The sequence below is a fragment of the Palaeococcus sp. (in: euryarchaeotes) genome, from assembly GCF_053987695.1.
This window is the reverse complement of sequence record NZ_JBMXHE010000058.1, coordinates 65,743-92,695: the sequence shown is the minus strand read 5'-3', so window position 1 is coordinate 92,695 and position 26,953 is coordinate 65,743. Positions and strand designations below refer to the sequence as shown.

The following is a 26,953-nucleotide window of genomic DNA, read 5'->3' as shown; positions in this document are numbered from 1 at the left end:
GTTTCCTTTCCTCTCTCTATTTCAACTTTTCTGAGCATTTAATCGCAAAGCTTATTATGATGTGCCTGTATTCTCTTATGTGAGAGCTATGGATGAGGTTCTACCACCTGATCTTAAAAAGAGGAAAGGAAGGGGAATTGATGAATACCTCTCGGAAAGTTTGGATATTATACTCTCAAATCCAAAGCTCCTCATACCATTTGTACCAGCCCTTCTGGCGATCTTAATTTACAGTATTTATATTCTCATACCCCTTATTAAAGGAGGTTCTCTTTTCCATCCTCGCCTGGACTTCTTCACCTCAAAAAATTTCATAATTCTATCGATAGCCGTTACGTTAATAATGCTCCTCTTTTCGTTGATTGGCATGATAGGTGTCTCATATTTCATTCTGAAGAAAAGTGCTCCAGAGGAGGCAATTCGCTTCGGGGTCAAAAGACTTCCCTTAGCCTTAATATCCTACACAGTTTTACTCGCGCTTTTAATGATCCCCTATGCTCCGATAGTGGTTGTACGCAATGTTCCCTTTATCATAGTATATACTGTGATCATCTCGATGCTCATAGTATCTCCTCTCTTCATGCTTTCTCCACTCATTGTAGAGAAGAGCTTTCCGATAATAGATTCCTTTAGGGTTTACACTGCCAACTTCAAGAAAGGCGTGATCCTAGCTATACTTTACTCTCTGGCTTCATCTGCCGTGAGCTCCCTAATACCCTTCATAGGCTCCTTCCTCAATATCCTTATAGTTATCCCGATGTTTACAGCTGCCTATACTCTGATGTATGAGGAGTGGAAAATAAGCAAAGAATCCCTTTTCATGATATTTCATGAGGAGGACGTGGTGAAATGAAGGGCTTGCAGCAAATGGAACTCATGCAATGGCGAGTTATCACATAAAATTTTCGCATTTATTCCAACGGTTCGGCAGTGCTTATAGCGACGAATTATGGTATTTATTCTTACAACGGGAACATTAACAAAATCTCCCCAATGAATGCCCATTTTCTCAAATGGGGTGGGTATTGGATGATTGCTACGGGTAGGGGACTCTTCAAATATGATGGAAAAAACACACAAAGATTGCTGATTCCAGCATGAGCATTGTTCATATTAATAATTTCTGGCTGATTGCGGGTACGCACGGGCGGCTCTTAAAGTATAATAGTACATTTGAGGACCTGACAGGCGAACTTTCAAATCCAAAGCCGTGGCCAATTCCGGGATTAAATGACTTCACTCCCCTCAACTCCACAGAACCTCAGGGAAGAAAAGGGATATGCGGGCCCGGTGTGTTAATGCTCCTTTCTCTGTTCCCGCTCGTGAAGATGAGAACTTAACGTTTCCTCCTTTTGGACAGAGCTAAATGCTGACTTCCCTGGTAGCTTCCCCTGTATGGTCTGCTTGAGGGGCTTTCCAAACGGTGAAAAGCTATCTGGACAAACCTCTCCCCGTACTCAAGGACAACCTCCTCTTCGGAGGAGTTGAAGAGCGCCAGCGTCAGATTCCCGTCCCATCCCGGGTCAACCCACGCGAAGCTCCCGAGAATTCCTTCCCTCGCAAACGTACTCCTCAGCCTCATATCCCCCATTACATCGTCGGGTAGCTTAATTCGCTCAAGTGTTAAAATTAGCGCATGCCCTTTTGGAGGTATGACCACTTTCCCCGTCTCCTCAACGTTGATGAACTCTCCATTGACCATCGCTTCTCTTCCTACTCTCAAATCATAGCCTGCCGATTGAAGTGAGCGCTCATTGAAGGGTTCGATTAGGATTTCCTTCACTATTTTAGTATCGGGCAGCATCATTTTATCACCGCAACTTTTATGTATGCGGGGATTATAACCTTTTTGAGGGGCCCGTGGCTCAGGGGATACGGCACCGGCCTTCGGAGCCGGGTTTCCCGGGTTCGAATCCCGGCGGGCCCGCCATAGATTTCTCCTTCTATTACCTTCTGTTTCCATGTATCCACATACCTCCTACATGACATCATTAACATCTGAAGAACTCATCTTCCATCTCATGAACTGCTCTTTTTTCGACAATTGTTTAAAGGTATGTTCAATCTGAATTCTAAAATTTAAGCCTCTACCCAGATAAAGCCTTGGATTAGTGGGAATGTTTTCCAGCGTCGATGTACCCTGCAGATTGCTATCGAAAATTTTTAGATTGCCTGCATATATTTGTTAAACCCTTCATACGCCTAAAATTACCCTGAAAATGCTCTTTTAACCAAAAAGCTTATATACCTCTAATTCGAAAAAGAATAGTGAAAATGCTTTGTATGGAGGTGTTGAAAGATGGAGTTGCCAATTGCACCAATTGACAGGTTGATTAGGAAGGCTGGTGCTGAGAGAGTTAGTGAAGATGCCGCTAAGGTATTGGCCGAGTACTTGGAGGACTATGCTATCGAGCTTGCTAAGAAGTCAAGCGACTTCGCAAGGCACGCCGGTAGAAAGACAGTAAAAGCTGAGGACATTAAGCTCGCTATTAAAGCCTGAAGCCTCTTTTATTTTTGTTTTTACAGTAAACCTTTTAAAAGCCTCTTCTTGGAGTTTTTATCATGTATGAGATAGCCGTTAGAATGACAAAAAGGAACCACAATGCTTTCGTTCATCTCCTGGGTGCACTGGAGGCTCAGGGCTTTGATGTGGGGGAAATCCTGATTACCAAGGACTTTGAGAGAATATTAGAATCGAGACCCAGAGCTGTGCTTTACTCATTCTACACTGAAGAGCTCTGGGAAATTGAGAGGGAGATTGAGATACTTAAGGAGAAAACAAATGCCCTTCTGATAGCAGGGGGATACCACGCCACAGCAATGCCCAAGCACACCCTTAGATACTTTGACATTGCTATCATAGGGGAGGGGGAGGAGGTTCTTTATCAACTTCTAACATTCCTTAAAAGAAATAGTTTTAAGCTGACGAAGGAGTTGATGAAAATTCGTGGGCTCGCATTTTATCTCAACGGTGATTTCATATTCACGGGCTTTGCAAAGGTGGATGATTTCACAAAATTCCCTCCCTATGCTGAAGGCCTCCGGTACATAGCTCCCATAGAGATAAGCCGTGGCTGCCCCTTTGCATGCTACTACTGCCAGACTCCCTACATGAAGGGCTTTAAAATGAGGCACCGCCCCATACCTCAGATAGTTAAATATTCCCGGAGGATGAAGGATATACGTTACATAACTCCAAATGCCTTTGCTTACGGCTCTCCGGGTGCTCTTTTAAGAATCGATAAGCTTGAAGCACTTTTAAAGGCACTTCAGCCCCTCAGGAAAGAGGGAAGGAAGCTTTTCTACGGCACATTCCCAAGCGAAGTGAGGCCCGAGTTTGTGAAACCTGAAACTCTGGAGCTCATCATGAGGTATGCTGATAACAGGAGGCTCGCAATAGGTGCACAGACGGTAGATGAGATGATGCTTAAAAGAATACACAGGCTCCACACGATCACTCACGTAAAGGAAGCAGTGGAATATATGCTCGAATATGGCATAGAACCGGTGGTTGACTTTATAGTGGGCCTCCCTGGGGAAAGTGAGGAGAGTCAGAGGAGGAGCATGGAGTTTATGAAGTGGGTCATGCGCAAGGGAGGAAAAGTCAGAGCACACTATTTCATGCCCCTGCCGGGAACTCCCTTTGCGAGATGCAAACCCTCACCAGTTAGCGATGAAATGAAGCGCTTTTTAGGGCAGATGGCTGCAAAGGGAAAAGTCGAAGGGTCCTGGACAAATCAGATGGAGCTCTCAAAGAAGCTTCAACGCCTTATAGAGGAGTTTTATGAAGAACCAATGAGCTATAACGGACAGGTTAGGAGTGTGTGTTAGATAATGTTTTAAATTCAAGACATTATCTCTTTTGGAGGTGGGCGAGATGGTTGTTAAGGAGTGTCCCGAATGTCACGGGAGCGGTAAAGTAAAGATAGGCGAGAAAGAATGTGAGGTTTGCAATGGATGGGGTTATGTTCCAGCGGATTTCAAGCTCGACAAGCAGCTTAGGGGTTATAAAAACCTCGATTATTTTGGAGTGGACGAGGAGGTTGATGAGATTCCATGTCCCGAATGCCATGGGAAGGGCACCGTCCCGGTTTACGGAGACTGCCCGATGTGCGGCGGCACGGGAAGAGTTCTGGCATGTGATATATGCGGAAAAGTTAAAGGTTCATGGGAGCCCGGGATGGAGAGCACCTGGATATGCCCCGAGTGCGAGAGGAAGTTCAAGATAGTCTATATTCTTGACAACACGTGTGACTACGAGGATGTTGAGGTGGGCAACGCATATAAGGGAAGTGTTGAGAGAGTGGAACGTTTTGGGGTATTTGTGAGACTTAACAAGCACGTTGTAGGACTCATAAAAAGAAAGGACCTCCTTAAAAAGGATTATTCTGTGGGAGACGAAATAGTGGTGCAGGTTCTGGATGTTAGACCCGATAGAAACGAAGTTGATTTGATTGAATCCGCCTTAAAGAAATACCGCGAGGTGCTGGTTAGGAAGGAGATACCTCTAAGTGATATAGGGGCCTTAACCAAGGAAATGGCGGGTAAAACCGTGAGATTCAGGGGGAAGGTCACCCAAATTCAGGTCACCGGGGGTCCAACGGTATTCACGGTGAGTGATGGAACGGGTATAACATGGGCTGCAGCATTTGAAGCTCCGGGCGTTAGGGCTTATCCCAAAATCGAAGTTGGGGATGTTGTGGAAGTAATTGGAAAGGTTTCCTTCCATGCGGGGGAGATCCAAATAGAAGTAAGTGATATGGCGAGGCTTTGGGGCCCCGATGCGGCTCAGGTGAAGACCAAAATAGAGGAAGAGCTCAATAGAAAGGCACAGCCCGAAGATGTGGGCTTTTTAATTGACAGTGAAATTCTGGAGAAGCTCAAGCCCAAGATAATGGAGGCTGCATTTATAATTAGAAAGGCTATTTACGAGGGGAGACCGATCCTCCTGAGGCATCATGCGGATACGGACGGTTATGTCTCCGGTTTGGCATTGGAAAGCGCAATAATTCCTCTCTTGAAGGAAGTTTCACCCGATCCTGATGCCGAGTGGCACCTCTTTAAGCGTAGACCGAGCAGGGCTCCTTTCTACGAGCTTGAGGATGTCCTCAAGGACATAATCTTTGCCGTTGAGGATTCGAGGAAGTTTGGGGAGGAGCTTCCCCTTATAGTTATAGTGGATAATGGAGGTACGAGTGAGGACATACCTGCTTACAGACGCCTGAAGGCATATGGTGTTCCCATAGTTGTTGTGGATCACCACGACCCGAGGGAGTTTGTAAGTGAGAACAGAGCCCTCGTAGATGAGTACGTGGACGTTCATGTTAACCCTCATCTCGTAAAGCGCGGCTATTATGAACTAACCGCCGGAATGCTCGCCACAGAACTTGCACGCTTTATATACCCACCTGTGGAAGAAAAGATCAAACATCTCCCTGCGATAGCGGGAACAGGCGATAGGAGCAATGCACCTGAGTTTGAGCAGTACAAGAGGATAGCAAAGCAGATGAAGGGATTAACAGAGGAGGATTTAAAGAAAATAGCAGAGGTTGTTGACCACGAAGCCTACTTCTGGAAGTTCATGGACGGGAAGGGCATAATAGAGGAACTCCTCCTTTTGAGCGGCAACCTAAAGAGGCACCGCCTCTTGGTGGATTCAATCTATCCCGAGGTGGAGGAGAAGCAGGAAAAGGCCTTGAGAGCATCGTTACCTCATGTGAAGAGCGTGGTTCTTCCAAACGGCATAAGATTTAACACAATAGACATAGAACTCTTTGCTCCCAAATTCTCGTATCCAAGCCCTGGCAAGCTGGGTGGGCTGATACACGATCATTTCAAGGAGAAATACGGAGAAAATAGCCCAATTTTAACATTGGCATACGGTCCAGATTTTGCCGTTATCAGAGCGAGCGATGGAATGGGCGAGTATAACTTTGACCTGAACATGATAATACCCAAACTTCAAGAGCTTCTTCCCGCGGCGGGAATAGAAGGAGGGGGACACAGCTTTGCCGGTTCCATAAAGTTCTTTGAAGGCATGCGCAAGGAGGTCCTTGAAGAGTTTGCAAAGCAGGTCGTTAAGCTTAGGAAAGCTTAACCTTACCTCAACTTTTCCGCATTTGATGAACAAACTTTTATATTCCAAGGACTATACTTCTTTGGTGATGTCCATGTACATGGCGGAGTTCAAGCTCAGATTCGGTTCTTTAAAATGGTACGTTAGGAGAATTGTTGAAGCGAAGTCTTTTGAGGAAGCTAAAGAGCTAGCAGAGCGTTATGCAAAAGCCATGAACAAAGGAGAGGTTTCCTGGGAACTTGCTGATATCTATGAGTCGGATAAACCATTAACTTTAACTGAGGAACTTGTTGAAAAGCTTGAGAAGGTTTAATCTTTGAGGGAGGTCAATCCTCCCCCACAAAGCTCATCAAGACCATAGCCACAGCACTCATGAAGGCAGCGTACAGGAAAGCGTACTCTAAAGAGTAATTCTGCCATAGAAATCCTGCTATCACAGATGCAGGGAAGACGAACAAACCAAACACGGTGTGATATGCCCCTATTACCATACCTTTTTCGAATTCCTTGGCAAGATCCGCCATATACGCCCGGGGTATTGTATCCTCTATAGCCAGATATATTCCATAGAGCACGAATCCCAGGATCAGGGTTGGAAGGGTATTTGCAAGGGCGAATGTAAGTGCGGCGAGGGTTGCAACTCCAAAGCCGAGTGTTATAACCCTCTTTTTTCCAACCTTGTCCGAACGAACCCCTATGGGGTATGCGGACAGGGCGTATATCACGTTGAAGAGAGCATAAAAGGCAAGGCTTTGAACGACGCTGTATCCAAGCTCCTCCGCCTTCCACATGATAAAGGCATAGCTGTATCTGCCAAGGGCTCCTATGGCGACCACAATTAAAAAGAGCCTTAAATTTTTGCTCTTCAGTGCCGAAATTCCAGTTATCTTCTTTTTAACTTCCTTTCCAGTATCCTTCACAAGGAAGAGCACTATGAGTACGCCGATTATTCCAGGAACTGCGGAGAGAAGAAAAACGTATCTGTAGGCTTCCACCTTGGCATAGTTTCTCAAGAGCGCCAGAATCCCAATTGCAACGAGAGGCCCCGCAACGGCGCCCATTGTGTCCATCATGCGGTGGAAGCCAAAGGATTTTCCGCTCTTCCCTTTTTCACTCGATTCTGCTATTAGAGCATCTCTTGGAGCCGTTCTTATTCCTTTTCCGACCCTGTCAAGCACTCTAAGGCTCAAAAAGTCCCACCATGCATGTGTGAATGCGAGCGCTCCCTTTGCCACGGTTGAGAAGAGGTATCCAAAGGCAACGAAGAGTTTTCTTTCTCTGAATCTGTCGCTTATATATCCAAAGGCAACCTTGAAGAGGGAGCTCAGACTTTCTATTAGCCCCATAAGGGAACCACTTAGCGCCTTATTTATCCTCAGGATGTCCGTGAGGTAAGAGGGAACTATGGGGGCAATCATTTCGCTGCTCATGTCATTTAAAAAGCTCACGATTCCGAGGAGAAACACGTTCCAGCTTATTCCAATGATTTTCTTCTTTTCTGTCATCTTAATCACCTAAAATTTCTTGTGAGAGCTCTCTAACCTTCTTCCTTCCTTCTTCAAGGAATTCCATCCCCTTAGATGTTATTCTGTAAAGCTTTACCCTTCTGCCATTTTTAACATCCCATCTACTCGTTAGAAGATCCATATCCTCCATTTTATGGAGGAGAGGATAAATTGTCCCGGGGCTTACCTTGTATCCATGTCTCCTGAGCTCTTCCATTATAAAAACCCCGCTTATATCTTCTTTGCTTGCATGGTAAAGTATATGGAGCTCCATGAAGCCGAGGAGGATGCGCCTCATCATATCGAACACCGATATCGATCTCCAATATCAAGGTATAAAAATGTTGTGTTTTCTCTTGGAGTTAGCGTTGGGATAGGGGCCTCCTGAGTATGAAAATTAAAAGTAAAAGTCAATCTTTTCTGGCTAATTCTAGCATTTTTTTGTGTTCTTCTGTTGTCAATCTTCTTTTCAAGAATAATCTGGTGCTGAAGTATCTAGCTGCATAGTCGGGCAATATTGTAACTATCTTATCTCCTTCATCAAACGAATATTTTTCTGCAAGTTTTATTGCTGCTGCTACGTTTGCTCCTGAGGAGATGCCCACTCCTAAAGCTTCTTTCCTAGCTATTTTTCGAGCCATTTTAATGGCCTCATCACTGCTCACGGTTATCCATTCATCAATGTAGTCCCTGTATTTCTGGATTAATCCCGGTACAAACCCATCTCCAATTCCTTCTACTTCATGTCTTCCCCAAGCCCCAACTTTGCCTGTCTTAAACCAGCCTTCTGCAGTTGGGCACTCTGCTGGCTCCATTCCTGCAGTTATTATCTTTGGATTGGCTTCCTTCAACCGCTTTGCCACTCCAACGAGTGTTCCTCCCGAGCCAACTCCGGTTACAAATCCGCTTATATTTTCTGCCCCAAGCTGCTCTATTATTTCCTTTCCGGTTGTTTCGTAATGGGCTTTGAAGTTTGCTTCATCACTCCATTGATCAAGAGCTAGGTATTTATCGGGATTTTCTTCTTCCAGCTGTTTCGAATATTTTAGTGCACCCATTGCGTCGCTTTCTCCTCCGGGAGTATAAATTAATTTAGCACCAAAGAGCATGTCTAAGAGCTTTCTTTCGTAGCTCATTTCTTCAGGCATGACAATTAGCACGTCATAACCAAAATAAGCCCCCCATGCAGCAAATGAGATCCCTGTATTCCCGGTTGTAGCTATTACTATAGTCATTCCGGGTTTTAGTTTCCCCTGTTTTTCCGCTTCCCTTATCATGTAATACGCCATCCTATCTTTCACACTACCTGTGGGGTTCATAAACTCACATTTTGCCCAAATTTCAAATGGATAGTCTTTATCTACCTTAGAAAGCCGAACGATTGGAGTATGTCCAATCAATTCAACACTATTTTTGGCTACCTTATCATTCATATTTTCGCCTCCAAACCTGCTTTCTTATTCAGGGCTATTAGGGATATAAACTCGAAGATTACATGTGCCGCTAGAAGTGAGGTGATGAATCCCGGATCATATTGCGGATAGACCTCTACTAAATCAAAACCCACAAAATTTAGCCCTTTCAACCCTTTTCGTATTAATTCCAAGGTTTCTCTGCTTGTAAAACCTCCCACTTCCGGCGTGCCTGTTCCGGGGGCATATGCGGGATCGACGAAGTCGATATCAAATGTAACAAAAACTCTAGCATCTCCCAACCGCTCTTGGATCCTCTTTGCTACATAATCAATCCCGGTTTTGTAAACCTCTTCGGCAGTTATAACCTCAAATCCAAGGTTCCTGGCATTATCTATCTCCCCTTTTGAATATGTGGATCCTCTTATCCCAACCTGAATCGAATGATCAACTAGGAGCAAGCCTTCTTCAACAGCCCTGATAAAAGTGGTTCCATGGTTATACCTATGCCCATAATAATCTGGGTCGGTATCCGTATGTGCATCGAATTGTACTAGAGCCACGGGACCGTATTTCTTAGCTATTGCCCTAAGCTCCGCTAAGGTTATTGAGTGATCCCCTCCAAGAGCTATTGGAATCACATCCCTGCGTATTATCGAGAGATACTCTTTCTCAATACTCTCATACGAGTGCTCTATGAATCCTGGGATAACCTGTATGTCACCATAGTCAATTCCCGAGCAGTATTCAAAGGGAGTTATGTTCAGAGCGGGATTGTGAGATCTCAATATGAGCGACTGGCTTCTAATTGCCTCTGGCCCATATCTGGCTCCAACTCTATAGGATGCTCCAGTGTCAAAGGGTATACCGACGATTACAAAATCAACGTCTTTAGGCACATTTTTTAGATAAGGCAGGCGCCAGAAAGTCCTGATACCAGAAAATCTCGGCACTTTCAAGGGGTTAAGAGGTTTGTACTCCTTCATTTGTGCCACCATAAGATTCTTGGCTCTTACAGTATTTTTACTTTTTTATTGTTTAGGAGAGTGTATGGAGCTTCAAGCTCGGATCTTTCAAATTTGAAAATTAAGATGGGGTTTGAAAAGAGTTTTATCGCAATAAATTACTCCAAAACATGCTTCTCTAGTACGTAGCAGTGGAAGGTGCCCTCAAAGACCTTCTCGTTCTTTTGGTTGAAGACCTCAACAAAAACTATTTTTTTCTTTCCAATATCTTCTTTTATTTGCGCTTCAGCCAGAAGTTCATCTCCTACCTTAACAGGCTTTGTGAACTTTACTTCCGCCTTTCCAAGAACCACCGTAGGTTCGTTAACAGCCAGCATTGCCGCATAATCCGCCAGCCCGAAAGTGAATCCTCCATGAACGAGTCCATGCCCATCGACCTTCATATGCTCTTTCGTTTTGAGCTTCACCTTTGAAAAACCTTCGCCAAGCTCAATTACCTCTCCAACAAGCTCTTTTGATGTGAGCAAGTGAGTCCTCTGCATGCCATCACCGGATATTAGTATGCCGTTGTGAATATAAGCCTTCTCACTTTTACAATGCAGTAAAACTTAAATAAAGAAGAACCTATGTACCCCTGAGGTGGTAAATGTGTATTATGAGCACTACCCAACCTTCGGAGGTTACTTCTTATCATACATATTCTATTTTATCCTAATACCCGCAGTGATCCTGATAATTATCAGAGCTAAATGGGGCTACATTCAGGAGAGAAGGTGGAAGCACGTTCTAAAGCCACTGGCTTACGGACTTATCATAGGATTCTTTTTAACGGCACTCCTTCAGCTAAATCTTACCAACGACTACATCTACTTGTATTCACTAACAGGAACGGGCACGTGCTTCACCTCCTCATGCCTCGTGGAAGAGATGCAGAGCAACACCCAGTATAAATTCAATGTCGAGGGCATTGAAAGATTCGGAATGCCAAAGTTTGGAATAATGAGATCTTTTAGGCTTTCAGACAGGAAGTACAACAAGCTGAAGTTTAAATACGATGTCGTGAACTCCGTTGTAATAACAAGGAGCATCCCATTGCTTCCCATTGTCGAGGTCTGGGACTACAAGGTGGATCCCACGGATAGGCACACCATCACTGATTTGCAGAAGTTTTACATCCTCTATCCCTACGACCCGGCCACCCTCCTCTCCCGGCATTACAATTTCAGCTTCACGATGTTCATGTGGGATGTGGGAGGAGCGCCATAAACGTTTTATTCTTTCCCTCCCTATTATCTTCGGTGGGAATGTGAATCCTCTTAGAGATGCCATCCTCCTCAAAGGTTCAAACGAGTTCAGGAGACAGGAGCTTCTGGCGATTCTCTCACTGAATCTCAAAGCGATGAGCCCAAAAGAAGCCAAAGCCTTCATCAATGACTGCATTGAAAAGGGAATTATTGAGGTGAAGGGAGATATTCTGCTCGTCCATCCTGAACGTGTCGGGGAAAAGGAGGATATCTTTGAGGAGATGATTGAGTACCTCACTTCCTCTCTGGGATGGACCCGGGAGGAGATTCTAGAGGATTTGAGGAAATTTGGAGAGCGCTATGGCAGCTTGGACAGGAAGCTAATAGCATACCTCTACGGCATCGAAAAAGGGGTTGATATGTCCATGTTTAAAGAGAGGATTGAGTAACAAAATGTTTATAAACACATTTCAACCCCTTTTTCATGAAGGCTATGCTGCCCGAAAACTATAAAAGATTTGAAATCCTTATTAACAAATTGCGAGAGTTTGGTGGTGTTATCATTGTTGAAGGAAGGCGAGACGAGGTGGCTTTAAGGAAATTGGGGGTCGAAACGGGGATAATTAAACTTTCCCGCTTACCACTATCTGAAATTGCCCTGACCGCTTCGCAGTATCACGAAGTCATGGTGTTAACAGATTTGGATAAAAAGGGTGAAGAATTGGCAAAAAAGTTGATTTCCTATTTAGAGGGGTATAACTGCAGAGTGGATTCAGAGACACGGAAAGAACTTAAGAGAATTGCAAAGAAGGACATAAAGGGCATTGAAGATTTGTACTCTCTCTATTTGAGGACGCTTTCCCGTTTCTGACCCCCTTAGGAGGGATTCAAATTGAAGAGGAAAAAAGTGGTAATGCAGCACCTACTTGAAAAGACAGCCAAGCATAAAGCAAGGAGGAAAGAGGGTGATATTATGGCAGGTAAAGATGAGTTTGGAACCACAAAATATGTTGTTTATGCAGAGTTTGAGGCTAATGGAATTGTAGAAAGACCTGATGTTGTTGGAGCTATTTTTGGTCAGACTGAAGGTTTGCTTGGAGACGATTTGGATTTAAGAGAGCTCCAGAAAACCGGGAGAATTGGGAGGATAAAGGTTGATGTTCACACGAGGAGTGGAAAAACCTATGGAAGCATAACCGTTCCATCGAGCTTGGATAGAGTTGAAACAGCAATCTTGGCAGCAGCCCTTGAAACCATAGATAGAGTGGGCCCCTGTGAGGCGAGCATAAAAGTTTCAAGGATTGAGGATGTGAGGGCAACCAAGAGGAGATACATAATTGAGAGGGCCAAGGAGATACTCGAGAGCCTGATGGAGGAGGAAATCCCGGAGAGTCAGGAGATTACTGATGAGGTTAAAAAAGCCGTTAGGGCCAAGGAGCTTATAGAATACGGCTCCGAGAAACTTCCAGCTGGACCTCACGTTCCGTTCTCGGATTCAATAATCGTCGTTGAGGGAAGAGCTGACGTGCTGAACCTTCTCAAGCACGGAATTAAAAACGCGATAGCGGTTGAAGGCACATCAATACCCGAGACAATTGTCAAGCTGAGCAAGGAGAGGATTGTAACCGCATTTACGGATGGAGATAGGGGAGGAGAGTTGATACTCAAGGAATTGCTGCAGGTTGCGGATGTGGACTATGTGGCGAGAGCACCTGAAGGAAAGGAAGTTGAAGAGCTCACAAAAAAGGAGATTGTTAAGTCCCTTAGAAGCAAGGTGCCGGCAGAACAGGTCATAAATGACATATTCTACAAGGGCAGAAACTTCTATGAGGTCATAAGGGAAAAGAACCGTGAAAAGGAAAGAGAAGCTGTGGTTCCAATCCAAAAGGAAGCCAAAGCCAGAGAGGAGAAGAAAGAGGAAAAACCAGAGCGCATAATAAAGCCGATTCAAAAGAGCAGACCCAGTGAAGTTGAGAAGTTCAAGGAATATGTTGAGAAGGTTAAAACGAATTCCAATGCGATCCTCCTGGATCAGGAGAACAAAGTGATAGCTGAGATACCCGTTAGGGATTTAATATCCACGTTAAATGAGAAAGAAGGTATTCAGACCGTAGTTTTCAATGGAATAATCACACAGAGACTTATTGACTTGGTGAGCGATAAAGGCGTTAAATACCTCGTTGGCGCAAGGAAAGCCAATGTCGTTAGGAGACCCATAGATTTGAGGATAATAACCTTTGCCGAATGAGCCTTTTCCTTTACCTTCTTTTTTCTTGAGCACCGCATAACCTTTATAACTGCACTTTCCCTTTCTCATTTAGGTGGTGGAAGTGGAGGAGACTATACTCAAGTATGCGCTCATCAATGCCCTTCAGCATGGAGGAAAAGCCAACTCGAAGGCGGTTATTGGGAAAATACTGGGAGAGATCCCTGAGTTAAGACCGAAAGCTAGGGAGATAATCCCCATTGTAAAGCAGGTTGTTGAGAAAGTTAATGGAATGGATATAGAGGAGCAGGAAAAGAGACTTAGGGAGATTTATCCGGAATTTTTTGAAGAGAAAAAGGAGAAAAAAGAGGAGAAAAAAGTTCTTCCCCCTCTTCCAAAGGCGGAGAAGGGTAAGGTTGTCACGCGCTTTGCCCCAAACCCCGATGGAGTCTTCCATTTGGGAAATGCAAGGGCTGCCATTTTGAGCTATGAGTATGCCAGGATGTATGACGGAAAGTTCATTTTGAGATTTGATGATACTGATCCAAAGGTTAAGAGGCCGGAGCCCATTTTCTACGAGTGGATTCTTGAGGATTTGAAATGGCTTGGTATGGAACCCGATGAGATTCACTATGCCAGTGATAGGCTTGAACTCTACTATGAATACGCCGAGAGGCTCTTGAGAATGGGAAAGGCTTATGTCTGCACGTGTGAACCATCTCACTACAAAAAGCTCAGGGACGAGGGAAAACCATGCCCTCACCGCGAGCTTCCTCCGGAGATTCAGCTTGAAGAATGGAGGAAGATGCTCGATGGGGAGTATAAAGAGGGGGAGGCGGTAGTAAGGATTAAAACCGACCTGAAGCATCCAAATCCCGCAGTTAGAGATTGGCCGGCTTTGAGGATAATCGATGAGCCAAATCATCCAAGGACGGGCAATAAATATCGTGTATGGCCTCTCTACAATTTCGCTTCGGCTGTGGATGATCACGAGCTAGGTGTTACCCATATATTCAGGGGTCAGGAGCACGCCGAAAACGAGACGAGGCAGAGATACATGTACGATTATCTTGGATGGGGATACCCGCAGGCAGTTCATCACGGACGTCTATCAATTGAAGGGGTTGTTTTAAGCAAATCAAAGACCAGGAAAGGAATTGAAGAGGGCAGATACCTGGGATGGGATGATCCGCGCTTGGGAACCATAAGGGCATTAAAGAGGCGTGGTATAAAGCCGGAAGCAATTAGGGAGGTTATAATCGAAGTGGGCTTGAAGAGGAGTGATACAACTATAAGCTGGGATAATCTAGCTGCAATAAATAGAAAATTAATCGAGCCCATCGCAAACAGATACTTCTTCGTTGCGGATCCAATCCCAATGCATATTGAAGGATTTGAGGAGGAGTTCACAGCGGAGGTACCCCTCCATCCTGATCATCCAGAGAGGGGTGTTAGAAAACTCAAATTCACGCCAGGGAAACCGATCTATGTCTCAAAGGATGATCTGGAGCTCCTCAAAAAGAGTGAGTACATAAGGCTTAAAGACCTCTTTAATGTGAGGTTGCTTGAGGTTAGCGAGAGGGGGGTAGTGGCAGAGTTTGATAGCCTTGAGTATGAGAAGGCGAGAGAACACAGATGGAGAATGATTCACTGGGTTCCCGAAGGCAAACCATGTGAGGTTCTGATCCCTGAGGGGGATGAGCTCATAGTCAAGAGAGGGCTCTTGGAGATGGATGCAACGTTAAACGTTGATGATGTTGTACAATTTGAGCGCTTTGGCTTCGTTAGAGTTGATGCAGTTGAGGAAGGAAAGCTTAGGGCAGTGTTTGCTCACAAGTGATCTATTCAAGGACATCCAGAAGATCCGCACATCCGAGAACTTCCTTCGCAATTTCTTTACCCTTTTTTGAATCTTCAAGGAGCTTTATGATGAGCTTTCCGCTTGGATATATGCTAACTTCATACCCTCCAATTTCGGCTATGAGAAGCATCTGCGGGATTATCTTTTTGATTTTGACTCCATTCTCCTTTAGACATCTTGAAATCTTGATGAGATCAATTTTTATCTCCCTTTCCCATGAATAAGGCTGGATAACCAGTCCCTTCATCGTGACGCATGCCTTTGCTATTATCATTTTCTCACCTTTCGAGAGATTCATCTTTGGATATTTATAACTTGCTCCATTTCGGGATCTGGGCAGTATCCATTTTTGACCAGAAATGCTTAAAAGTTGGTTATTGATTGTTAACCCGGAGGTGGGATGATGCTTAAGGTTGATAACTTAAAGGTCACGGTTGAGGGTAAAGATATCCTCAGAGGAGTAAACCTCAATGTTGGAGAAAAGGAATTTCATGTCATTATGGGACCCAACGGGAGTGGAAAGTCCACTTTAGCCCTAACCATAGCAGGACATCCAAGATACACCGTGGTTGATGGAGGGATATTTTTTAATGGAGAGGATATCACGGAGATTCCGGCTAATGAGAGGGTCAAAAAGGGTATATTTCTGGCTTTTCAGCATCCCGAGGAAGTAGAAGGCGTCAAAATCATGGAATTTCTTCAGACTATCCTAAACAAGGTCAAAGGCATGGATTTAGCGGATGCCTATGATAGGATCACAGAGCGTCTTAAGGAGGTATGGTTCAGGGAGGATATATTAAAGCGCTTCATAAACGTCGGATTCTCGGGAGGAGAGAGAAAACGCTTTGAAATTCTCCAGGCCCTGCTAATGGAGCCAAAGCTCCTGATTCTGGATGAGCCGGACAGCGGGGTTGATATAGATTCTCTGAGCGTAATATCCATGAAAATTGAAGAGCTCTATCGAAGAGGAACGTCAATTCTCCTCATAACGCACTACGGGAGAATTCTGCAGCATCTCGATCCGAGCATCTTAAAGGTGCACATAATGAAGGATGGAGAGATTGTGATGAGTGGAAGCGGCGAACTTGTGAGTGAGATTGAGCGGAGAGGATTTCAGAAGATTTTTGAGGAGTGTGGTTGCGATGAGTGAAACCCTGACCATTAAGGATGCCAAGTCGGTTATAGAAAATCAGATTGAAGAGCTTTCGAAGAGGAACAGGGAAACCGAATGGGTTACAAAGCTCAGATATAAAGGGCTTGAAGCCTTTGAAAGCGCTCCCTATAATGATCTTGCTCTTCCAAACTTGCTTGATTTCATAGCAAAAGCCGAAGAAGTCCCAGTTCCTGAAATTAAGAGCTTGGAAGACCTACCTCCGGAAATGAAGGCTCTTTTGGATAAACTCGGGATAAGTGAGGTGGAGCAAAAATACATAGCGGGACTGGCTGTCCAAAGTGATACAGGAGTTATATACAATGAATTTTTGAAGCAGTGGGAGGAGAAGGGTTTAATAATGACATCAATGGAGGAAGCCGTTAAGAGGTTCCCCATAGTTAAGGAGCACTTCATGAAGCTCTTCAATCCAGAGGAGAGCAAACTCACGGCATATCACACCGCGGTATGGAATGGGGGAGTGTTCCTCTATGTAAAGGAAGGCTTAAAGGTTCCCTTTCCCCTTCACCTGTTTTTCCTGATTCAGGAAAGCTCCCTTGCTCAGGCTCCCCATATAATAATCCTCGCGGAGAAAAACACCGATGTTCACCTGATAGAGGGGTGCACATCTCCAGTTTTGGTGAGACACTCTCTCCATCTGGACATGAGCGAAATTTACGTCCATGAGGGCGCCAATGTGAAGCTTTCGGTGCTTCAGAACTGGCCCGAATATGTGCACACAAGACCCATGACGAGGGCAAGGATAGGAAAGAATGCTCAATTCATAAACACCACGGTAGGACTGGGAAGCGGAAAGAGCAATATAGCGAACCCAAAATACTGGGTGGATGAAGGAGGCTATGTGGAATTAAACGGGATTCTCCTAGGTCAGAAGGACTTCTATGTGAATCTTGGAGGGGAAATGTATCTTCAAGGCAGAGGGGCAAGGGGAATAAATGCCAGCAAGTCCGTTATAATGGATGAGTCAACCGTTATAACAAGGGGTATAATACATGCCCGGGCACCCAAAACCAAGGGACACATAAGCTGTGATGCACTTTTGATGAGCGATGGGGCAAAAATGGAGACATACCCGGGGCTCATATCAACGGTGGATGATGCAGAGCTCAGTCACGAGGCTGCAATAGGCAAAATAAAGGAGGAAGAGCTCTTCTACCTGATGAGCCGCGGCTTGAGCGAGGAAGAGGCAACTCAGCTGATAGTTAAAGGATTTGTAGAACCACTGCTGAAGGACATCCCCATGGAGTTTGTGGTTGAAATCAGAAAGATTATTGAATTGGCAATTAGTGGTGGCATGTAGCCTCCCTCTTGGTTTCTTCTTAATTTTTGTATTTTCATTTCAAACCCCCTGTTATCAGTACTTTTTCTCTCAATGAAATCTATGGGCAGTAGGAGACATAATGGAGCATTATAGAACTAAATATTCCAAAACTGTTCGTTTTTAACCTAATGTTCCATTGATAAAGTTTATATATACTAATTTTGAACTATAGGTTAACCAGTATGTAAAAAGTTTCAAATTTAACGTTTGGAGGGTTGTTATATGGGAGAAGCAAGCAAAATAAGCCGTTACCTATACACTGTAATCGTGCTCTTCGTTATTTGGATATTTTTGACAAGCAGCCTTGACATCCAGGAACTCGAAATTGGACTGGTATTTTCCCTTGTAGTGGGTGCATTGACCTATAGCGTGTTCACCGAAAGCGGATTGGCAAACTTCCATCCAAAGAGGATTATTTACGGCATAGCATATATCCCCTACTTCCTCTGGGCAATGCTGATGGCAAACCTGGATGTTGCATATCGTGTTCTGCATCCAAAGAGACCTATAAACCCGGGAATAGTCGAGTGCGAAACCGTTCTGACCAATGATGTTGGGAAGCTCGTCCTTGCAAACTCCATCACATTGACACCGGGAACAATCACCCTTGATGTCAGAGATGGCAAATACTACATTCACTGGATCGATGTGAAGGATGCAAGCATTGAAGGCGCTTCGGAGAACATAACTAAACCCTTTGAAAAATTCCTGAAGGTGATATTTCCATGATAGGCATTAACATTTATCTCCTCATAATTGCAATAGCAACGCTTTTGAGCATGTATCGCGTTTTCAGGGGACCAACCACAGTGGACAGGCTCGTGGCTGTTGATATCATGACCACAATAACCACAGGTTTGATGGTTTTATTTGCACTTTATTATAAGAGGGCGATATTCCTCGATGTGGCACTTGTGTATGCCATACTCGCGTTCCTTGGAGTGATAGCTTTTGCTAGGTATCTGGAGGGAGGCATATGAGCATCACATCAACGGTGGGGGAATTCCTCGTTTTATTTGGGACGATATTCTACTTCCTCTCAACACTTGGTTTAATCAGAATGCCCGATGTTTATAACAGAATGCAGACAGCAACAAAGAGCGCCACTCTTGGCTCCCTTGGTGTCATTGTAGGCGTGGGAATATGGGCAATTGGTCATGTGGGGAGCTACTCATGGGTGACCAAGACCATCATCATAGCGGTCTTTCTCCTCCTAACAAACCCAATAAGCGCTCATGCATTGATAAGAGCGGCTTACAAGAGTGGAATTCCGCTTTGGGAGGGAAGCGTGGTCGATAAATACAAAGAAGCCCTTGAAAGGGAGGAGGGAGAGCAATGAACTGCATCGTGTGTATTGAATACATAATCGTGGCGGTCATGGTTCTCTCCGCAATATTTGCGGTTGAGTGGGGAGATTTGCTTGCGGCAGTGGTGGGAATGACAGCGGTGAGCCTTTTTGCATCGGTGCTGTTTTTCTTCCTTCAGGCACCGGATGTGGCAATGACAGAAGCAGCAATAGGAGCGGCCATGAGTGCAGCTGTCTTTATATTCGCAATCAAGAGGACTCAAAGGTATGAGAGTGAAGAAGAAGGTGCAGGGTGGTGGCTGAGATGGTGAAGAGAATTCTCGCAATCATCATGCTTCTCATAGTGGGCTTTTGGATGGCGAATGCATTGAGTGGAGTGCCCTTTGGCGAGGATAAAATGCTCGTGGGAAAGTATTACCTGGAGAACGTTAAGGAACAAACTGGCGCTGTCAATGCTGTCACTGCAGTGGTCGTCAACTACAGAGGCTTCGATACCCTTGGAGAGGTTACGGTCCTTTTCATAGCGTCTACGGGAGTAGGTGCCCTCCTGTGGAGAAAGAAGAAGGAGAGAACTGCTAAAAGTGAGGGAAGCGTGGTTTTGAGAACGGGTTCAAGAATTCTCCTGCCCTTTATAATGCTATTCGGTGCCTACATCTTCATCCACGGGCACCTGACACCGGGAGGAGGCTTCCCCGGAGGAGCTACGATAGCAACGGCATTTCTAATGCTCTATCTGGCATTCAAGGATTATGAAATCGAACACAAAGTCTTTGAGCCTATTGAAGGTCTCGCAGGAGTGGGTTACGTTACGGTGGGTCTTATAGGCCTTGCAATAGGGAGCTACTTCCTCTTTGACTGGATATGGCAGACGTGGGGATGGGGACATGAGAACATCGGAAGGCTCCTCAGCGCCGGTTTTATTCCAATAATCTACACGCTCATTGGTATAAAAGTTGGAACCGAACTTACCGGGATAGTCGATAATATGGTCAGGGAAGAGGTGAAGGACAATGATTAGCCTTTACTACTTCGGAGCAATTTCGCTCATCCTAATAGGAATGTACGCGGTTCTGGTTAAGAGAAATTTGCTTAAAATGCTCGTTGGCCTTAGCATAATGGAGACAGGGGTTAATCTGCTCCTCATAAGCATTGGCTATGTGAGCAACAGAACGGCACCAATCTTGAGTGAGGGTGCCACACCCCAGAATACGGTTGATCCAATTCCCCAGGCACTGGTTCTCACGGCGATTGTCATAGGAGTTGCCACAACGGCACTTGCATTAACCGTTGTGATTAACCTTTATTCCAAGTACAAAACTCTGGATGTTGAGGAAATAAGGAGGTTGAGAGGATGAGCCAGTACGCATCGCTGCTCATTGCATTACCCCTGATTAGTGCGTTCTTTGTGCCCATCATCAAGAGGATAAGCAGAGATGCCATAATGCCCTATCTGAGCTTAATAACCCTAATTCAGACAGGAGTTGCGGCTTGGGTATTTAAAGAGGTCTATACCACAGGAAAGCCCATAATAATAATGGCTGGAGGATTCAAACCGCCCGTTGGAATTGACCTCTACATAGGGCACTTTGCGGCATTGTTTATCCTCATAGTTGCACTGGCTTCGTTTATAATGGCAGTCTTCAGCAGGAAGGCAATAAGTATTGAACCGAAGGACAAGTATGCAATGCTATTCCTCTTGCTCATGCTTGGAGCGACGGGGATGATAGCGACGGGGGATATCTTCAACCTCTTTGTTTTCATGGAGATTACCTCAATAAGCGCCTACGCACTCACGGGATATAACAAGACTGGAGAAGCCAGCGAGGCATCAATGAAGTACATAATACTCGGGGGAATAGGCTCAAGCTTCTTCCTCGTTGGTGTCGCCCTCCTCTACGGGAGCCTGGGAACTCTAAATCTCGCTCAAATTGCCCAGCTTGCAGGGAATATGAACGCCACAGTTGCTCAGGCGGCTTTGGCTCTTATAATCTTCGGTCTGGCGGTTGAAGCGGAGATATTCCCGCTGAATGCATGGGCGCCCGATGCATATCAGGGTGCACCTCACCCTATTACTGCTATGTTCTCCGCATTTGTAGTCAAAGCAGCACTCTATGCGATGGCGAGAATACTTTATATAACAAGTTCGGCAAGTTCGTGGAGTAATATTCTAAGGCTGCTCATAGTTTTGGGAACTTTAACCGTCATCGTAGGCGAAATGAGTGCTTTGAGGCAGAAAAATGTTAAGAGAATGTTAGCTTACTCAAGTATAGCTCAAGTGGGTCTAATAGCCGTTGGTTTCGCGTTAGGAACCCAAGCAGGTGTCAATGCGAGCGTTTTCCACATGTTTAATCATGCAATAGTTAAAGCCCTCCTCTTCCTTGCCGCGGGTTATGTTGCGGTTGAGCTCGGAGGTACAGAGCTCGAAAAGTTCGAAGGATTGGGCAGAAAAATGCCTTTGACGGCTTTCAGCATCACTGTTGGAGCGGTTAGCATCATTGGAATTCCACTCTTCAACGTCTTTTGGAGCAAGCTTAGACTTATACTCGCTGCCCTTAGTGCAAACTATGCATGGGTTGCCGCACTCGTCCTTGGGGCAAGCGTCGTGGAAGCGGTCTATTACATAAGGCTCATACACCTCATGTGGTTCAAGGGAGAGGGGGAAAAGATGGAAGAAAACTTCGTGCTGGGAGGTATAATGGTGCTCCTGGTTGCAGCAATCATAATCATCGGAGTTTATCCAGGACCGGTATGGAACATCGTCCAGAAGGCTGGAAGCGATCTGTTTAATGTGGCGAATTATGTTAAGAACGTTCCCTTACTGGGGGTGAGCCCATGAACGAGATAGCAATCATGCTTTTGGCTCCCATAATCGCGGGAGTTCTGGCATGGCTTTTGGATATAAAGAGAGTTAGAGAGATTGTGGGAGTTATTGGCGCTGCAGTGCCTTTAATTTATATAGTTCAAACCTACCAGAGTGTATTCAACGGGGGAACAATAAATCTGGATGTTCCTGTAGGTGGATTCACACTCTCATTTGCCCTCTACAACCTAACATGGTTCTTCACCGCAATAGCTGCGCTCTTGGGCTTTACAATGGCTCTTGGGATGGCATCGACATCAAAGGATGGCTATGAGTGGCTTTTCGCTCTCATGAGCATGACGGGAGTTCTGGGAGTCTTTATGGCAAGGGAGTTCGTGAGCTTCTTCCTGTTCTGGGAGCTCATGACCTTTGCGAGCTTCATGATGGTGCTCAAGTATAACAGGAGTGCGTCCCTTAAATACTTCATTCTGAGTGTTATAGGAGCTTATGCAATGCTCATAGCAATAGGCATACTCTATGCGAAAACTGGAAGCTTTGAATTCAGCACCATACAACAATTCATGTATCAGGATGCAACAAAAACTGCATTTGGAATGAAAGGAGCATTTGGTAAGAGCGAGACGATTCTCCTGTATCTGCTCTTCCTCACGGCATTTGGGGTGAAAGCTGGAGCATTTCCGCTTCATGTATGGGCGCCTGATGCTTACAGTGAGACAAACCAGAGCTATACATCATTTTTCAGTGGTGTCTTGAGTAAAGCTGGGGTTTACGGGTTTGTTCTCCTTTATAGCATGATGGGAATTAAGCTATTTTACACTCTAGGCACCTTTGGAGGGCATTCCTTATTTGCTTATACGATAGCCTGGATAGGAGCTTTAACAGTGGTAATAGCATCATTCCTGGCGGTTCTTCAAGAAGATATTAGAAAGCTCTTCGCTTATTCGAGTGTTGGTCAGGTGGGTTATGTGCTCTTGGGAATAGGAGTAGGGACTCAACTGGGCTTTGAGGGGGCATTATTCCATGCACTAAGTCATGCGATCTTTAAAGGTCTCTTTTGGCTTGTAGTTGCTGCTCTTATCCTTCAAACAGGAAAGACCGAGTTCAAGGATTTTGGAGGTTTAGCAAAGAAAATGCCTATAACCTTTGCCTTTGGTTTGATTGCAGTTCTTAGCCTGGCAGGGATTCCACCTTTGGCAGGATTTGCGAGTAAATGGATACTATATGAAGCGGCTATAAGTGCTAAAATGCCTCTTGTAGCTGGTGCAATATTCCTGGGGAGCGGTTTAGCATTTGCCTATGTTGTTAGATTTTTATATGCGGTGTGGTTTGGGCAGATGCCAAGTGATTTGAGGAATGTTAAGGAGGCTCCTTTACCGTTGCTACTTGGAATGGCACTCTTGGGAATGCTTAACTTGGTCTTTGGCATAGCTCCAGGTTTAGTTACAAAGTTTCTTAACACAATATTCGGTCATGAAGTGATTACGGGAGATATTTACACAATAAACACAGGTGTTGGAAACTACAATGCTTTGATGGTTGCTATATGCCTTGTAGCTGGCATAGTGGTAGCAGGAGTATTGTTCCTCTATGGAGCAAAAACGAGAAAAGTTGAGGTGAATGATACGTATCAATCAGGTAACCCAGTAACCCAAGACTTCAATTTGAGCATAAGAGTGCACTTCTACAAGCCACTCGAGGAAGCTCTAAGCTTCTGGCTTAGGATTAGCTTCGATAAACTGTACACAATAATTGCAAAATGGGTTGAAGACTTTGCGGAAGTTTTAAAGAATGCAGTTTACAACGGCAATGTCCAGAGCTATGCATGGTATTTGGGCATAATACTCTTAATTCTGGCATTATGGGGGTGGTGAATGATGAATATGATAATTCAAGCAGTACTCATCTTAATTTATGCCACATTCATGGGCTTTATATTTATGGGTATTGAGAGAAAGACTATGGCGAGGATTCAGAGGAGAATTGGACCTCCATTATATCAGCCCCTTCTTGATACTCTAAAACTCTTGGGAAAGAGAGAAAGCATAACCCATGGCTTCATATATGACTTTGGGCCAATATTTGCATTAGGTGCCAGTATACTGGCATTGATGTTCCTCCCCTTGACTCAAAACTTCCAGCTCTTTAGTTCAAGTGGAGACCTAATTGTGGTTGCCTACCTATTGGAAGTACCAATGCTTGGAATAATGCTAGGTGCTATGAGTTCGGGAAATCCATACTCTGGAGTCGGTGTTCAAAGAGGTCTTTTAACAATGGTAGCAATGCAACTTCCCTATGGTTTAGCATTAATTGCTTTAGTAGAACATTATGGAACTTTTAGCCTTCAGGAGATAGTAAAAGCACAGCAGATTGCTGGATGGAGCATTTTAGTCCCTGCTCTGCTCCTGGCAATGATAGTATTTGATATAGTCTTTCAAGCCCTCCTTGGTTTAGAGCCCTTTGACATAACTACAGCTCCAGCGGAAATATCTATGGGTCCCATGGTGGAATATGGAGGAAAGCAAGCGGCATTATTATTCACACAGCATGCAGTTCAACTCTTTGCCGAAACAGCATTCTTTGTAATACTCTTTCTCGGAGGAGCAAACAATTTACTGGAACTCCTTATTAAGCAGATAGCAGTGCTCTTCATAGCAATATTCATTGCAAGTATTTATCCAAGATTCACCATTGATCAAGCAGCAAAGTTCCTTTGGAAGTGGCCTACGATAATGGGTATAATAGCGGCCCTCCTGGCCGTTCTCTGATAATTTATGTGGGGTGAGTGAGATGGAAAACAATGAAATTAAATACGAGCTTAAAGAGTTCAAGCTCTTTGAACCTCTCTTTAAATGGGCGAGAAAGAAGAGTCTCTGGATAGTTGCATTTTGTACAGGATGTGGCGGCATTGAAATGCCCCCTCTGGCTACGGCAAGATATGATTTTGAGCGTTTTGGTATAATGCCTAATCCTGCACCAAGAATGGCAGATCTATTCCTCATAACGGGCTATGTGACTCCAAAGACACTTAAGAGGATAATCATAACCTACGAAATGATGCAGGACCCGAAATATGTTTTAATACATGGTTCATGTCCGATCAACGGTGGAGTTTACTGGGACTCTTATAACGTCGTGAAGCAACTCGATAAGTACATACCGGTGGATGTTGCCATAGCAGGCTGCATGCCTAGACCAGAATCTGTTATGGAAGGGATACTTACCATAATTAGGAAGATTGAAGAGGGAACAGCGGACGGATGGAAGAGATACAAAGAGAACTATGAATATTACAGAAAGAACCAAGATGAGCTTTTTGGAGAAGGATGGAGAGAAAAAGATGCAAAGAGGTGGTTGGCATGGCTTTAGAAGAGAAAATTATTGAGGAAATCATTCAAAAGGCTCCCTATGTTGAAGGGAACGTTAGAAGGGCCAAGAGAATAGACCTTAAGGTTCCAGCTGACAGAATAAAGGAGTTTCTTGAGCTCATAAAAAAAGAAGGATTCAACATGCTCATCCAGATCAGTATAGTGGATTGGATTAAAGAGAAAGAATTTGAAGCTATTTATCAAATGTGGAGTGTTGATAAGAAGGTTCACGCTTTCGTTAGGACAAGAATACCAAGAGATGATGCAAAACTACCTAGTATGAGGGATATATTTCCAGTTGCTGAGACCTACGAGAGGGAAGCTCACGAGTTCTTCGGTATAATATTCGAAGGAAATCCACGCTTAGGGCCGTTCATCTTGGAACCCAGGGAATATGAGAAGCATCCTTTTAGAAAGGACTTCAACATGCTTGGATATGTTAAAGCAGTCTATGGAGAAGATTTCGATAGATACGACGAGAACAAGACTAATTATGTGATATGAGGTGAGAAAAATGGAGAAAGTTGAAGTTCCAAGAGAACTTAAGGAAGAGGCAAAGGCACATGACATGTACCTCTATCCTATTGAGAAGGATACATATGAGCTATTCTTTGGACCCCAGCATATGGCTACTGAGAACTTTAGCATAATTCTAAAAATGGATGGAAGTAGAGTGGAGAAAGCAATTGTTAATCCGGGCTTCCTTCATAGGGGCTTTGAGAAATTGGCTGAACAGAGACCTTACTTCACAAATATAGCCTTGCTCTTGAGAATTTGCGTTCCTGAGAGTGATGTTCCCGAGAATATATATTCAATGGCAGTGGATGAATTGGTAGGATGGGAGGTTCCGGAGAGGGCACAATGGATCAGAACTGTGGTTTTAGAAATGGCTCGTTTAAGTGCTTGGATGTTCTGGATATTTGGATTTGGGAATGAGTTGGGTCTCTATACTGCCGGACAATGGGCGGTTGCTTACAGAGAAAGGTTCATGCGCTTATTTGAGGAGCTGACGGGAGGAAGAGTTTACCACATTTATACAATACCGGGAGGAGTTAGGAGAGATATTCCGGGAGATAAGTGGTTGAGACAGCTCAGAGATACCGTTGAGTACATCAAAGCAAAAATGAAAGATTTTGATGAGATACTCTTTGATAATTATATAGTCTTTGAAAGAACTGAGGGCGTTGGTGTAATGGACAAGAAGTTTGCCCTTGATCATGCAGTGACTGGACCTAATCTCAGGGCAGTTGGTATTGACTATGACGTTAGAAAGGATGATCCTTATCTATTTTATCCCGAAGTGGAGTTTGAAGTACCCATATTAAAAGAAGGAGACTCATTAGCGAGAGCTTTAGTCAGAAGATATGAAATAGAGCAGGATCTCTATATATTGGAGCAACTCCTTGAGAGAGGACCGCCGAGTGGCCCCTATAAGGTTCAGGATGCAAGGCTTAAGGCACTTCCAAGATTTAAGGTGCCCAAAGGAGATGCGTATGCTCACGTAGAGTCTACAAAAGGAGACTTTGGAGCTTATGTGGTTAGTGATGGGAGTCACAAGCCCTATAGGGTTCACATCAGAGGTCCGAGCCAGAGTCATGGTGTGACGGTGCTTGAGAACCTATTAGTAGGAGCAAGATTGGCCGATGTGCCCGTTATATTGAAGACCCTCGATAACTGTCCACCGGATATTGATAGGTGAT

The 26,953-nt window shown here is 44.5% G+C and carries 32 protein-coding genes and 1 tRNA gene; 26 read left to right on the top strand and 7 right to left on the bottom strand.

What is annotated here, in order from left to right:
* Window positions 1-79: 79 nt before the first annotated feature.
* Together ACXJGZ_RS04970 and ACXJGZ_RS04965 are read left to right on the top strand one after the other, a co-directional pair.
* Window positions 80-853: a hypothetical protein gene (locus ACXJGZ_RS04970; protein WP_456321187.1), complete on the top strand. Its 774-nt coding sequence runs from the start codon at window positions 80-82 to the stop codon at window positions 851-853.
* 244 nt (window positions 854-1,097) lie between these two features.
* Window positions 1,098-1,340: a CGP-CTERM sorting domain-containing protein gene (locus ACXJGZ_RS04965; RefSeq protein WP_456398407.1), complete on the top strand. Its 243-nt coding sequence runs from the start codon at window positions 1,098-1,100 to the stop codon at window positions 1,338-1,340.
* Here ACXJGZ_RS04965 and dcd read toward each other — a convergent pair.
* Window positions 1,337-1,807 carry a dCTP deaminase gene (gene dcd, locus ACXJGZ_RS04960; protein ID WP_456398406.1) on the bottom strand — a complete coding sequence of 157 codons (471 nt, stop codon included), beginning with the start codon at window positions 1,805-1,807 and terminating at the stop codon, window positions 1,337-1,339. The genes ACXJGZ_RS04965 and dcd overlap by 4 nt on opposite strands.
* A 47-nt stretch (window positions 1,808-1,854) precedes the next feature.
* On the opposite strand from dcd, the gene ACXJGZ_RS04955 reads away from it, so the two are divergent.
* The 5 genes from ACXJGZ_RS04955 (at window position 1,855) to ACXJGZ_RS04935 (ending at window position 6,389) form a co-directional block, all read left to right on the top strand.
* A tRNA-Arg gene (locus tag ACXJGZ_RS04955) sits at window positions 1,855-1,930 on the top strand.
* Window positions 1,931-2,299: 369 nt separating this feature from the next.
* The gene (gene hpkA, locus ACXJGZ_RS04950; protein ID WP_293252857.1) at window positions 2,300-2,500 is read left to right on the top strand and encodes an archaeal histone HpkA; all 201 of its coding nucleotides are present in this window, start codon (window positions 2,300-2,302) and stop codon (window positions 2,498-2,500) included.
* A gap of 62 nt (window positions 2,501-2,562) precedes the next feature.
* The gene (locus ACXJGZ_RS04945) at window positions 2,563-3,831 is read left to right on the top strand and encodes a TIGR04013 family B12-binding domain/radical SAM domain-containing protein (RefSeq protein WP_456398405.1); all 1,269 of its coding nucleotides are present in this window, start codon (window positions 2,563-2,565) and stop codon (window positions 3,829-3,831) included.
* Window positions 3,832-3,877: 46 nt separating this feature from the next.
* Window positions 3,878-6,097, top strand: coding sequence for an OB-fold nucleic acid binding domain-containing protein (locus ACXJGZ_RS04940; protein WP_456321183.1), 2,220 nt, complete (start codon window positions 3,878-3,880; stop codon window positions 6,095-6,097).
* Window positions 6,098-6,170: 73 nt separating this feature from the next.
* Window positions 6,171-6,389 carry a hypothetical protein gene (locus ACXJGZ_RS04935; protein WP_293252965.1) on the top strand — a complete coding sequence of 73 codons (219 nt, stop codon included), beginning with the start codon at window positions 6,171-6,173 and terminating at the stop codon, window positions 6,387-6,389.
* A 13-nt stretch (window positions 6,390-6,402) separates the two neighbouring features.
* On the opposite strand, the gene ACXJGZ_RS04930 is transcribed toward ACXJGZ_RS04935, so the two are convergent.
* From ACXJGZ_RS04930 to ACXJGZ_RS04910, 5 genes are all read right to left on the bottom strand, one after another.
* Window positions 6,403-7,581: an MFS transporter gene (locus ACXJGZ_RS04930; RefSeq protein WP_456398404.1), complete on the bottom strand. Its 1,179-nt coding sequence runs from the start codon at window positions 7,579-7,581 to the stop codon at window positions 6,403-6,405.
* 1 nt (window position 7,582) lies between these two features.
* Window positions 7,583-7,882, bottom strand: a complete 300-nt coding sequence (locus ACXJGZ_RS04925; RefSeq protein WP_293252849.1) for a PadR family transcriptional regulator — start codon at window positions 7,880-7,882, stop codon at window positions 7,583-7,585.
* Window positions 7,883-7,991: 109 nt separating this feature from the next.
* Complete coding sequence (locus ACXJGZ_RS04920; protein ID WP_456321182.1) at window positions 7,992-9,014, bottom strand: PLP-dependent cysteine synthase family protein; 1,023 nt, start codon at window positions 9,012-9,014, stop codon at window positions 7,992-7,994.
* Complete coding sequence (speB, locus tag ACXJGZ_RS04915) at window positions 9,011-9,979, bottom strand: agmatinase (protein WP_456398403.1); 969 nt, start codon at window positions 9,977-9,979, stop codon at window positions 9,011-9,013. Before speB ends, ACXJGZ_RS04920 begins: the two co-directional genes overlap by 4 nt.
* A 137-nt stretch (window positions 9,980-10,116) precedes the next feature.
* Window positions 10,117-10,500, bottom strand: coding sequence for a PaaI family thioesterase (locus ACXJGZ_RS04910; protein ID WP_456321180.1), 384 nt, complete (start codon window positions 10,498-10,500; stop codon window positions 10,117-10,119).
* 97 nt (window positions 10,501-10,597) lie between these two features.
* Here ACXJGZ_RS04910 and ACXJGZ_RS04905 point away from each other — a divergent pair, with 97 nt between their 5' ends.
* The 5 genes from ACXJGZ_RS04905 to ACXJGZ_RS04885 all read left to right on the top strand — a co-directional run bounded on the left by ACXJGZ_RS04905 (window position 10,598) and on the right by ACXJGZ_RS04885 (window position 15,248).
* The gene (locus ACXJGZ_RS04905) at window positions 10,598-11,224 is read left to right on the top strand and encodes a hypothetical protein (RefSeq protein ID WP_456321179.1); all 627 of its coding nucleotides are present in this window, start codon (window positions 10,598-10,600) and stop codon (window positions 11,222-11,224) included.
* A 40-nt stretch (window positions 11,225-11,264) separates the two neighbouring features.
* On the top strand, window positions 11,265-11,651 hold the full coding sequence (locus ACXJGZ_RS04900) for a DUF2240 family protein (protein ID WP_456326614.1): 387 nt from the start codon (window positions 11,265-11,267) through the stop codon (window positions 11,649-11,651).
* A 44-nt stretch (window positions 11,652-11,695) separates the two neighbouring features.
* Complete coding sequence (locus ACXJGZ_RS04895; protein WP_293253906.1) at window positions 11,696-12,073, top strand: toprim domain-containing protein; 378 nt, start codon at window positions 11,696-11,698, stop codon at window positions 12,071-12,073.
* Between the two features lie 21 nt (window positions 12,074-12,094).
* Complete coding sequence (gene dnaG, locus ACXJGZ_RS04890; RefSeq protein ID WP_456326613.1) at window positions 12,095-13,450, top strand: DNA primase DnaG; 1,356 nt, start codon at window positions 12,095-12,097, stop codon at window positions 13,448-13,450.
* 76 nt (window positions 13,451-13,526) lie between these two features.
* Window positions 13,527-15,248, top strand: coding sequence for a glutamate--tRNA ligase (locus tag ACXJGZ_RS04885; protein ID WP_456398436.1), 1,722 nt, complete (start codon window positions 13,527-13,529; stop codon window positions 15,246-15,248).
* Window position 15,249: 1 nt separating this feature from the next.
* Here ACXJGZ_RS04885 and ACXJGZ_RS04880 read toward each other — a convergent pair whose 3' ends face one another.
* Window positions 15,250-15,543 carry a hypothetical protein gene (locus tag ACXJGZ_RS04880; RefSeq protein WP_456321175.1) on the bottom strand — a complete coding sequence of 98 codons (294 nt, stop codon included), beginning with the start codon at window positions 15,541-15,543 and terminating at the stop codon, window positions 15,250-15,252.
* 129 nt (window positions 15,544-15,672) lie between these two features.
* On the opposite strand from ACXJGZ_RS04880, the gene sufC reads away from it, so the two are divergent.
* The 14 genes from sufC to ACXJGZ_RS04810 all read left to right on the top strand — a co-directional run bounded on the left by sufC (window position 15,673) and on the right by ACXJGZ_RS04810 (window position 26,952).
* The gene (gene sufC / locus ACXJGZ_RS04875) at window positions 15,673-16,419 is read left to right on the top strand and encodes a Fe-S cluster assembly ATPase SufC (RefSeq protein WP_456326612.1); all 747 of its coding nucleotides are present in this window, start codon (window positions 15,673-15,675) and stop codon (window positions 16,417-16,419) included.
* The gene (gene smsB / locus ACXJGZ_RS04870) at window positions 16,412-17,740 is read left to right on the top strand and encodes an SUF-like minimal system protein SmsB (RefSeq protein WP_456398434.1); all 1,329 of its coding nucleotides are present in this window, start codon (window positions 16,412-16,414) and stop codon (window positions 17,738-17,740) included. The genes sufC and smsB overlap by 8 nt, the downstream gene beginning before the upstream one ends.
* A 243-nt stretch (window positions 17,741-17,983) precedes the next feature.
* Window positions 17,984-18,490, top strand: a complete 507-nt coding sequence (locus ACXJGZ_RS04865) for a Na+/H+ antiporter subunit E (RefSeq protein WP_293253863.1) — start codon at window positions 17,984-17,986, stop codon at window positions 18,488-18,490.
* On the top strand, window positions 18,487-18,741 hold the full coding sequence (locus ACXJGZ_RS04860; protein ID WP_293253866.1) for a monovalent cation/H+ antiporter complex subunit F: 255 nt from the start codon (window positions 18,487-18,489) through the stop codon (window positions 18,739-18,741). Before ACXJGZ_RS04865 ends, ACXJGZ_RS04860 begins: the two co-directional genes overlap by 4 nt.
* On the top strand, window positions 18,738-19,100 hold the full coding sequence (mnhG, locus tag ACXJGZ_RS04855; protein ID WP_456321172.1) for a monovalent cation/H(+) antiporter subunit G: 363 nt from the start codon (window positions 18,738-18,740) through the stop codon (window positions 19,098-19,100). Before ACXJGZ_RS04860 ends, mnhG begins: the two co-directional genes overlap by 4 nt.
* Complete coding sequence (locus tag ACXJGZ_RS04850; protein ID WP_293253872.1) at window positions 19,097-19,378, top strand: DUF4040 domain-containing protein; 282 nt, start codon at window positions 19,097-19,099, stop codon at window positions 19,376-19,378. Before mnhG ends, ACXJGZ_RS04850 begins: the two co-directional genes overlap by 4 nt.
* Window positions 19,372-20,085 (top strand): Na(+)/H(+) antiporter subunit B, encoded by a 714-nt coding sequence (locus ACXJGZ_RS04845; protein ID WP_293253912.1) that lies wholly within the window; start codon window positions 19,372-19,374, stop codon window positions 20,083-20,085. The genes ACXJGZ_RS04850 and ACXJGZ_RS04845 overlap by 7 nt, the downstream gene beginning before the upstream one ends.
* Window positions 20,078-20,422 carry an NADH-quinone oxidoreductase subunit K gene (locus ACXJGZ_RS04840; RefSeq protein ID WP_293253875.1) on the top strand — a complete coding sequence of 115 codons (345 nt, stop codon included), beginning with the start codon at window positions 20,078-20,080 and terminating at the stop codon, window positions 20,420-20,422. Before ACXJGZ_RS04845 ends, ACXJGZ_RS04840 begins: the two co-directional genes overlap by 8 nt.
* Window positions 20,419-21,903, top strand: coding sequence for a proton-conducting transporter transmembrane domain-containing protein (locus tag ACXJGZ_RS04835; protein ID WP_456398402.1), 1,485 nt, complete (start codon window positions 20,419-20,421; stop codon window positions 21,901-21,903). Before ACXJGZ_RS04840 ends, ACXJGZ_RS04835 begins: the two co-directional genes overlap by 4 nt.
* The gene (locus tag ACXJGZ_RS04830; protein ID WP_456398401.1) at window positions 21,900-23,759 is read left to right on the top strand and encodes a proton-conducting transporter transmembrane domain-containing protein; all 1,860 of its coding nucleotides are present in this window, start codon (window positions 21,900-21,902) and stop codon (window positions 23,757-23,759) included. Before ACXJGZ_RS04835 ends, ACXJGZ_RS04830 begins: the two co-directional genes overlap by 4 nt.
* Window positions 23,760-24,653 (top strand): respiratory chain complex I subunit 1 family protein, encoded by an 894-nt coding sequence (locus tag ACXJGZ_RS04825; protein ID WP_456326609.1) that lies wholly within the window; start codon window positions 23,760-23,762, stop codon window positions 24,651-24,653.
* 22 nt (window positions 24,654-24,675) lie between these two features.
* Entirely contained in the window at window positions 24,676-25,254 is a 579-nt protein-coding gene (locus ACXJGZ_RS04820; protein ID WP_293253887.1) for a NuoB/complex I 20 kDa subunit family protein, read from the top strand.
* Window positions 25,245-25,757 carry an NADH-quinone oxidoreductase subunit C gene (locus ACXJGZ_RS04815; protein ID WP_456326608.1) on the top strand — a complete coding sequence of 171 codons (513 nt, stop codon included), beginning with the start codon at window positions 25,245-25,247 and terminating at the stop codon, window positions 25,755-25,757. Before ACXJGZ_RS04820 ends, ACXJGZ_RS04815 begins: the two co-directional genes overlap by 10 nt.
* A gap of 10 nt (window positions 25,758-25,767) precedes the next feature.
* Window positions 25,768-26,952, top strand: a complete 1,185-nt coding sequence (locus ACXJGZ_RS04810; RefSeq protein WP_456321166.1) for an NADH-quinone oxidoreductase subunit D — start codon at window positions 25,768-25,770, stop codon at window positions 26,950-26,952.
* Window position 26,953 lies beyond the last annotated feature (1 nt).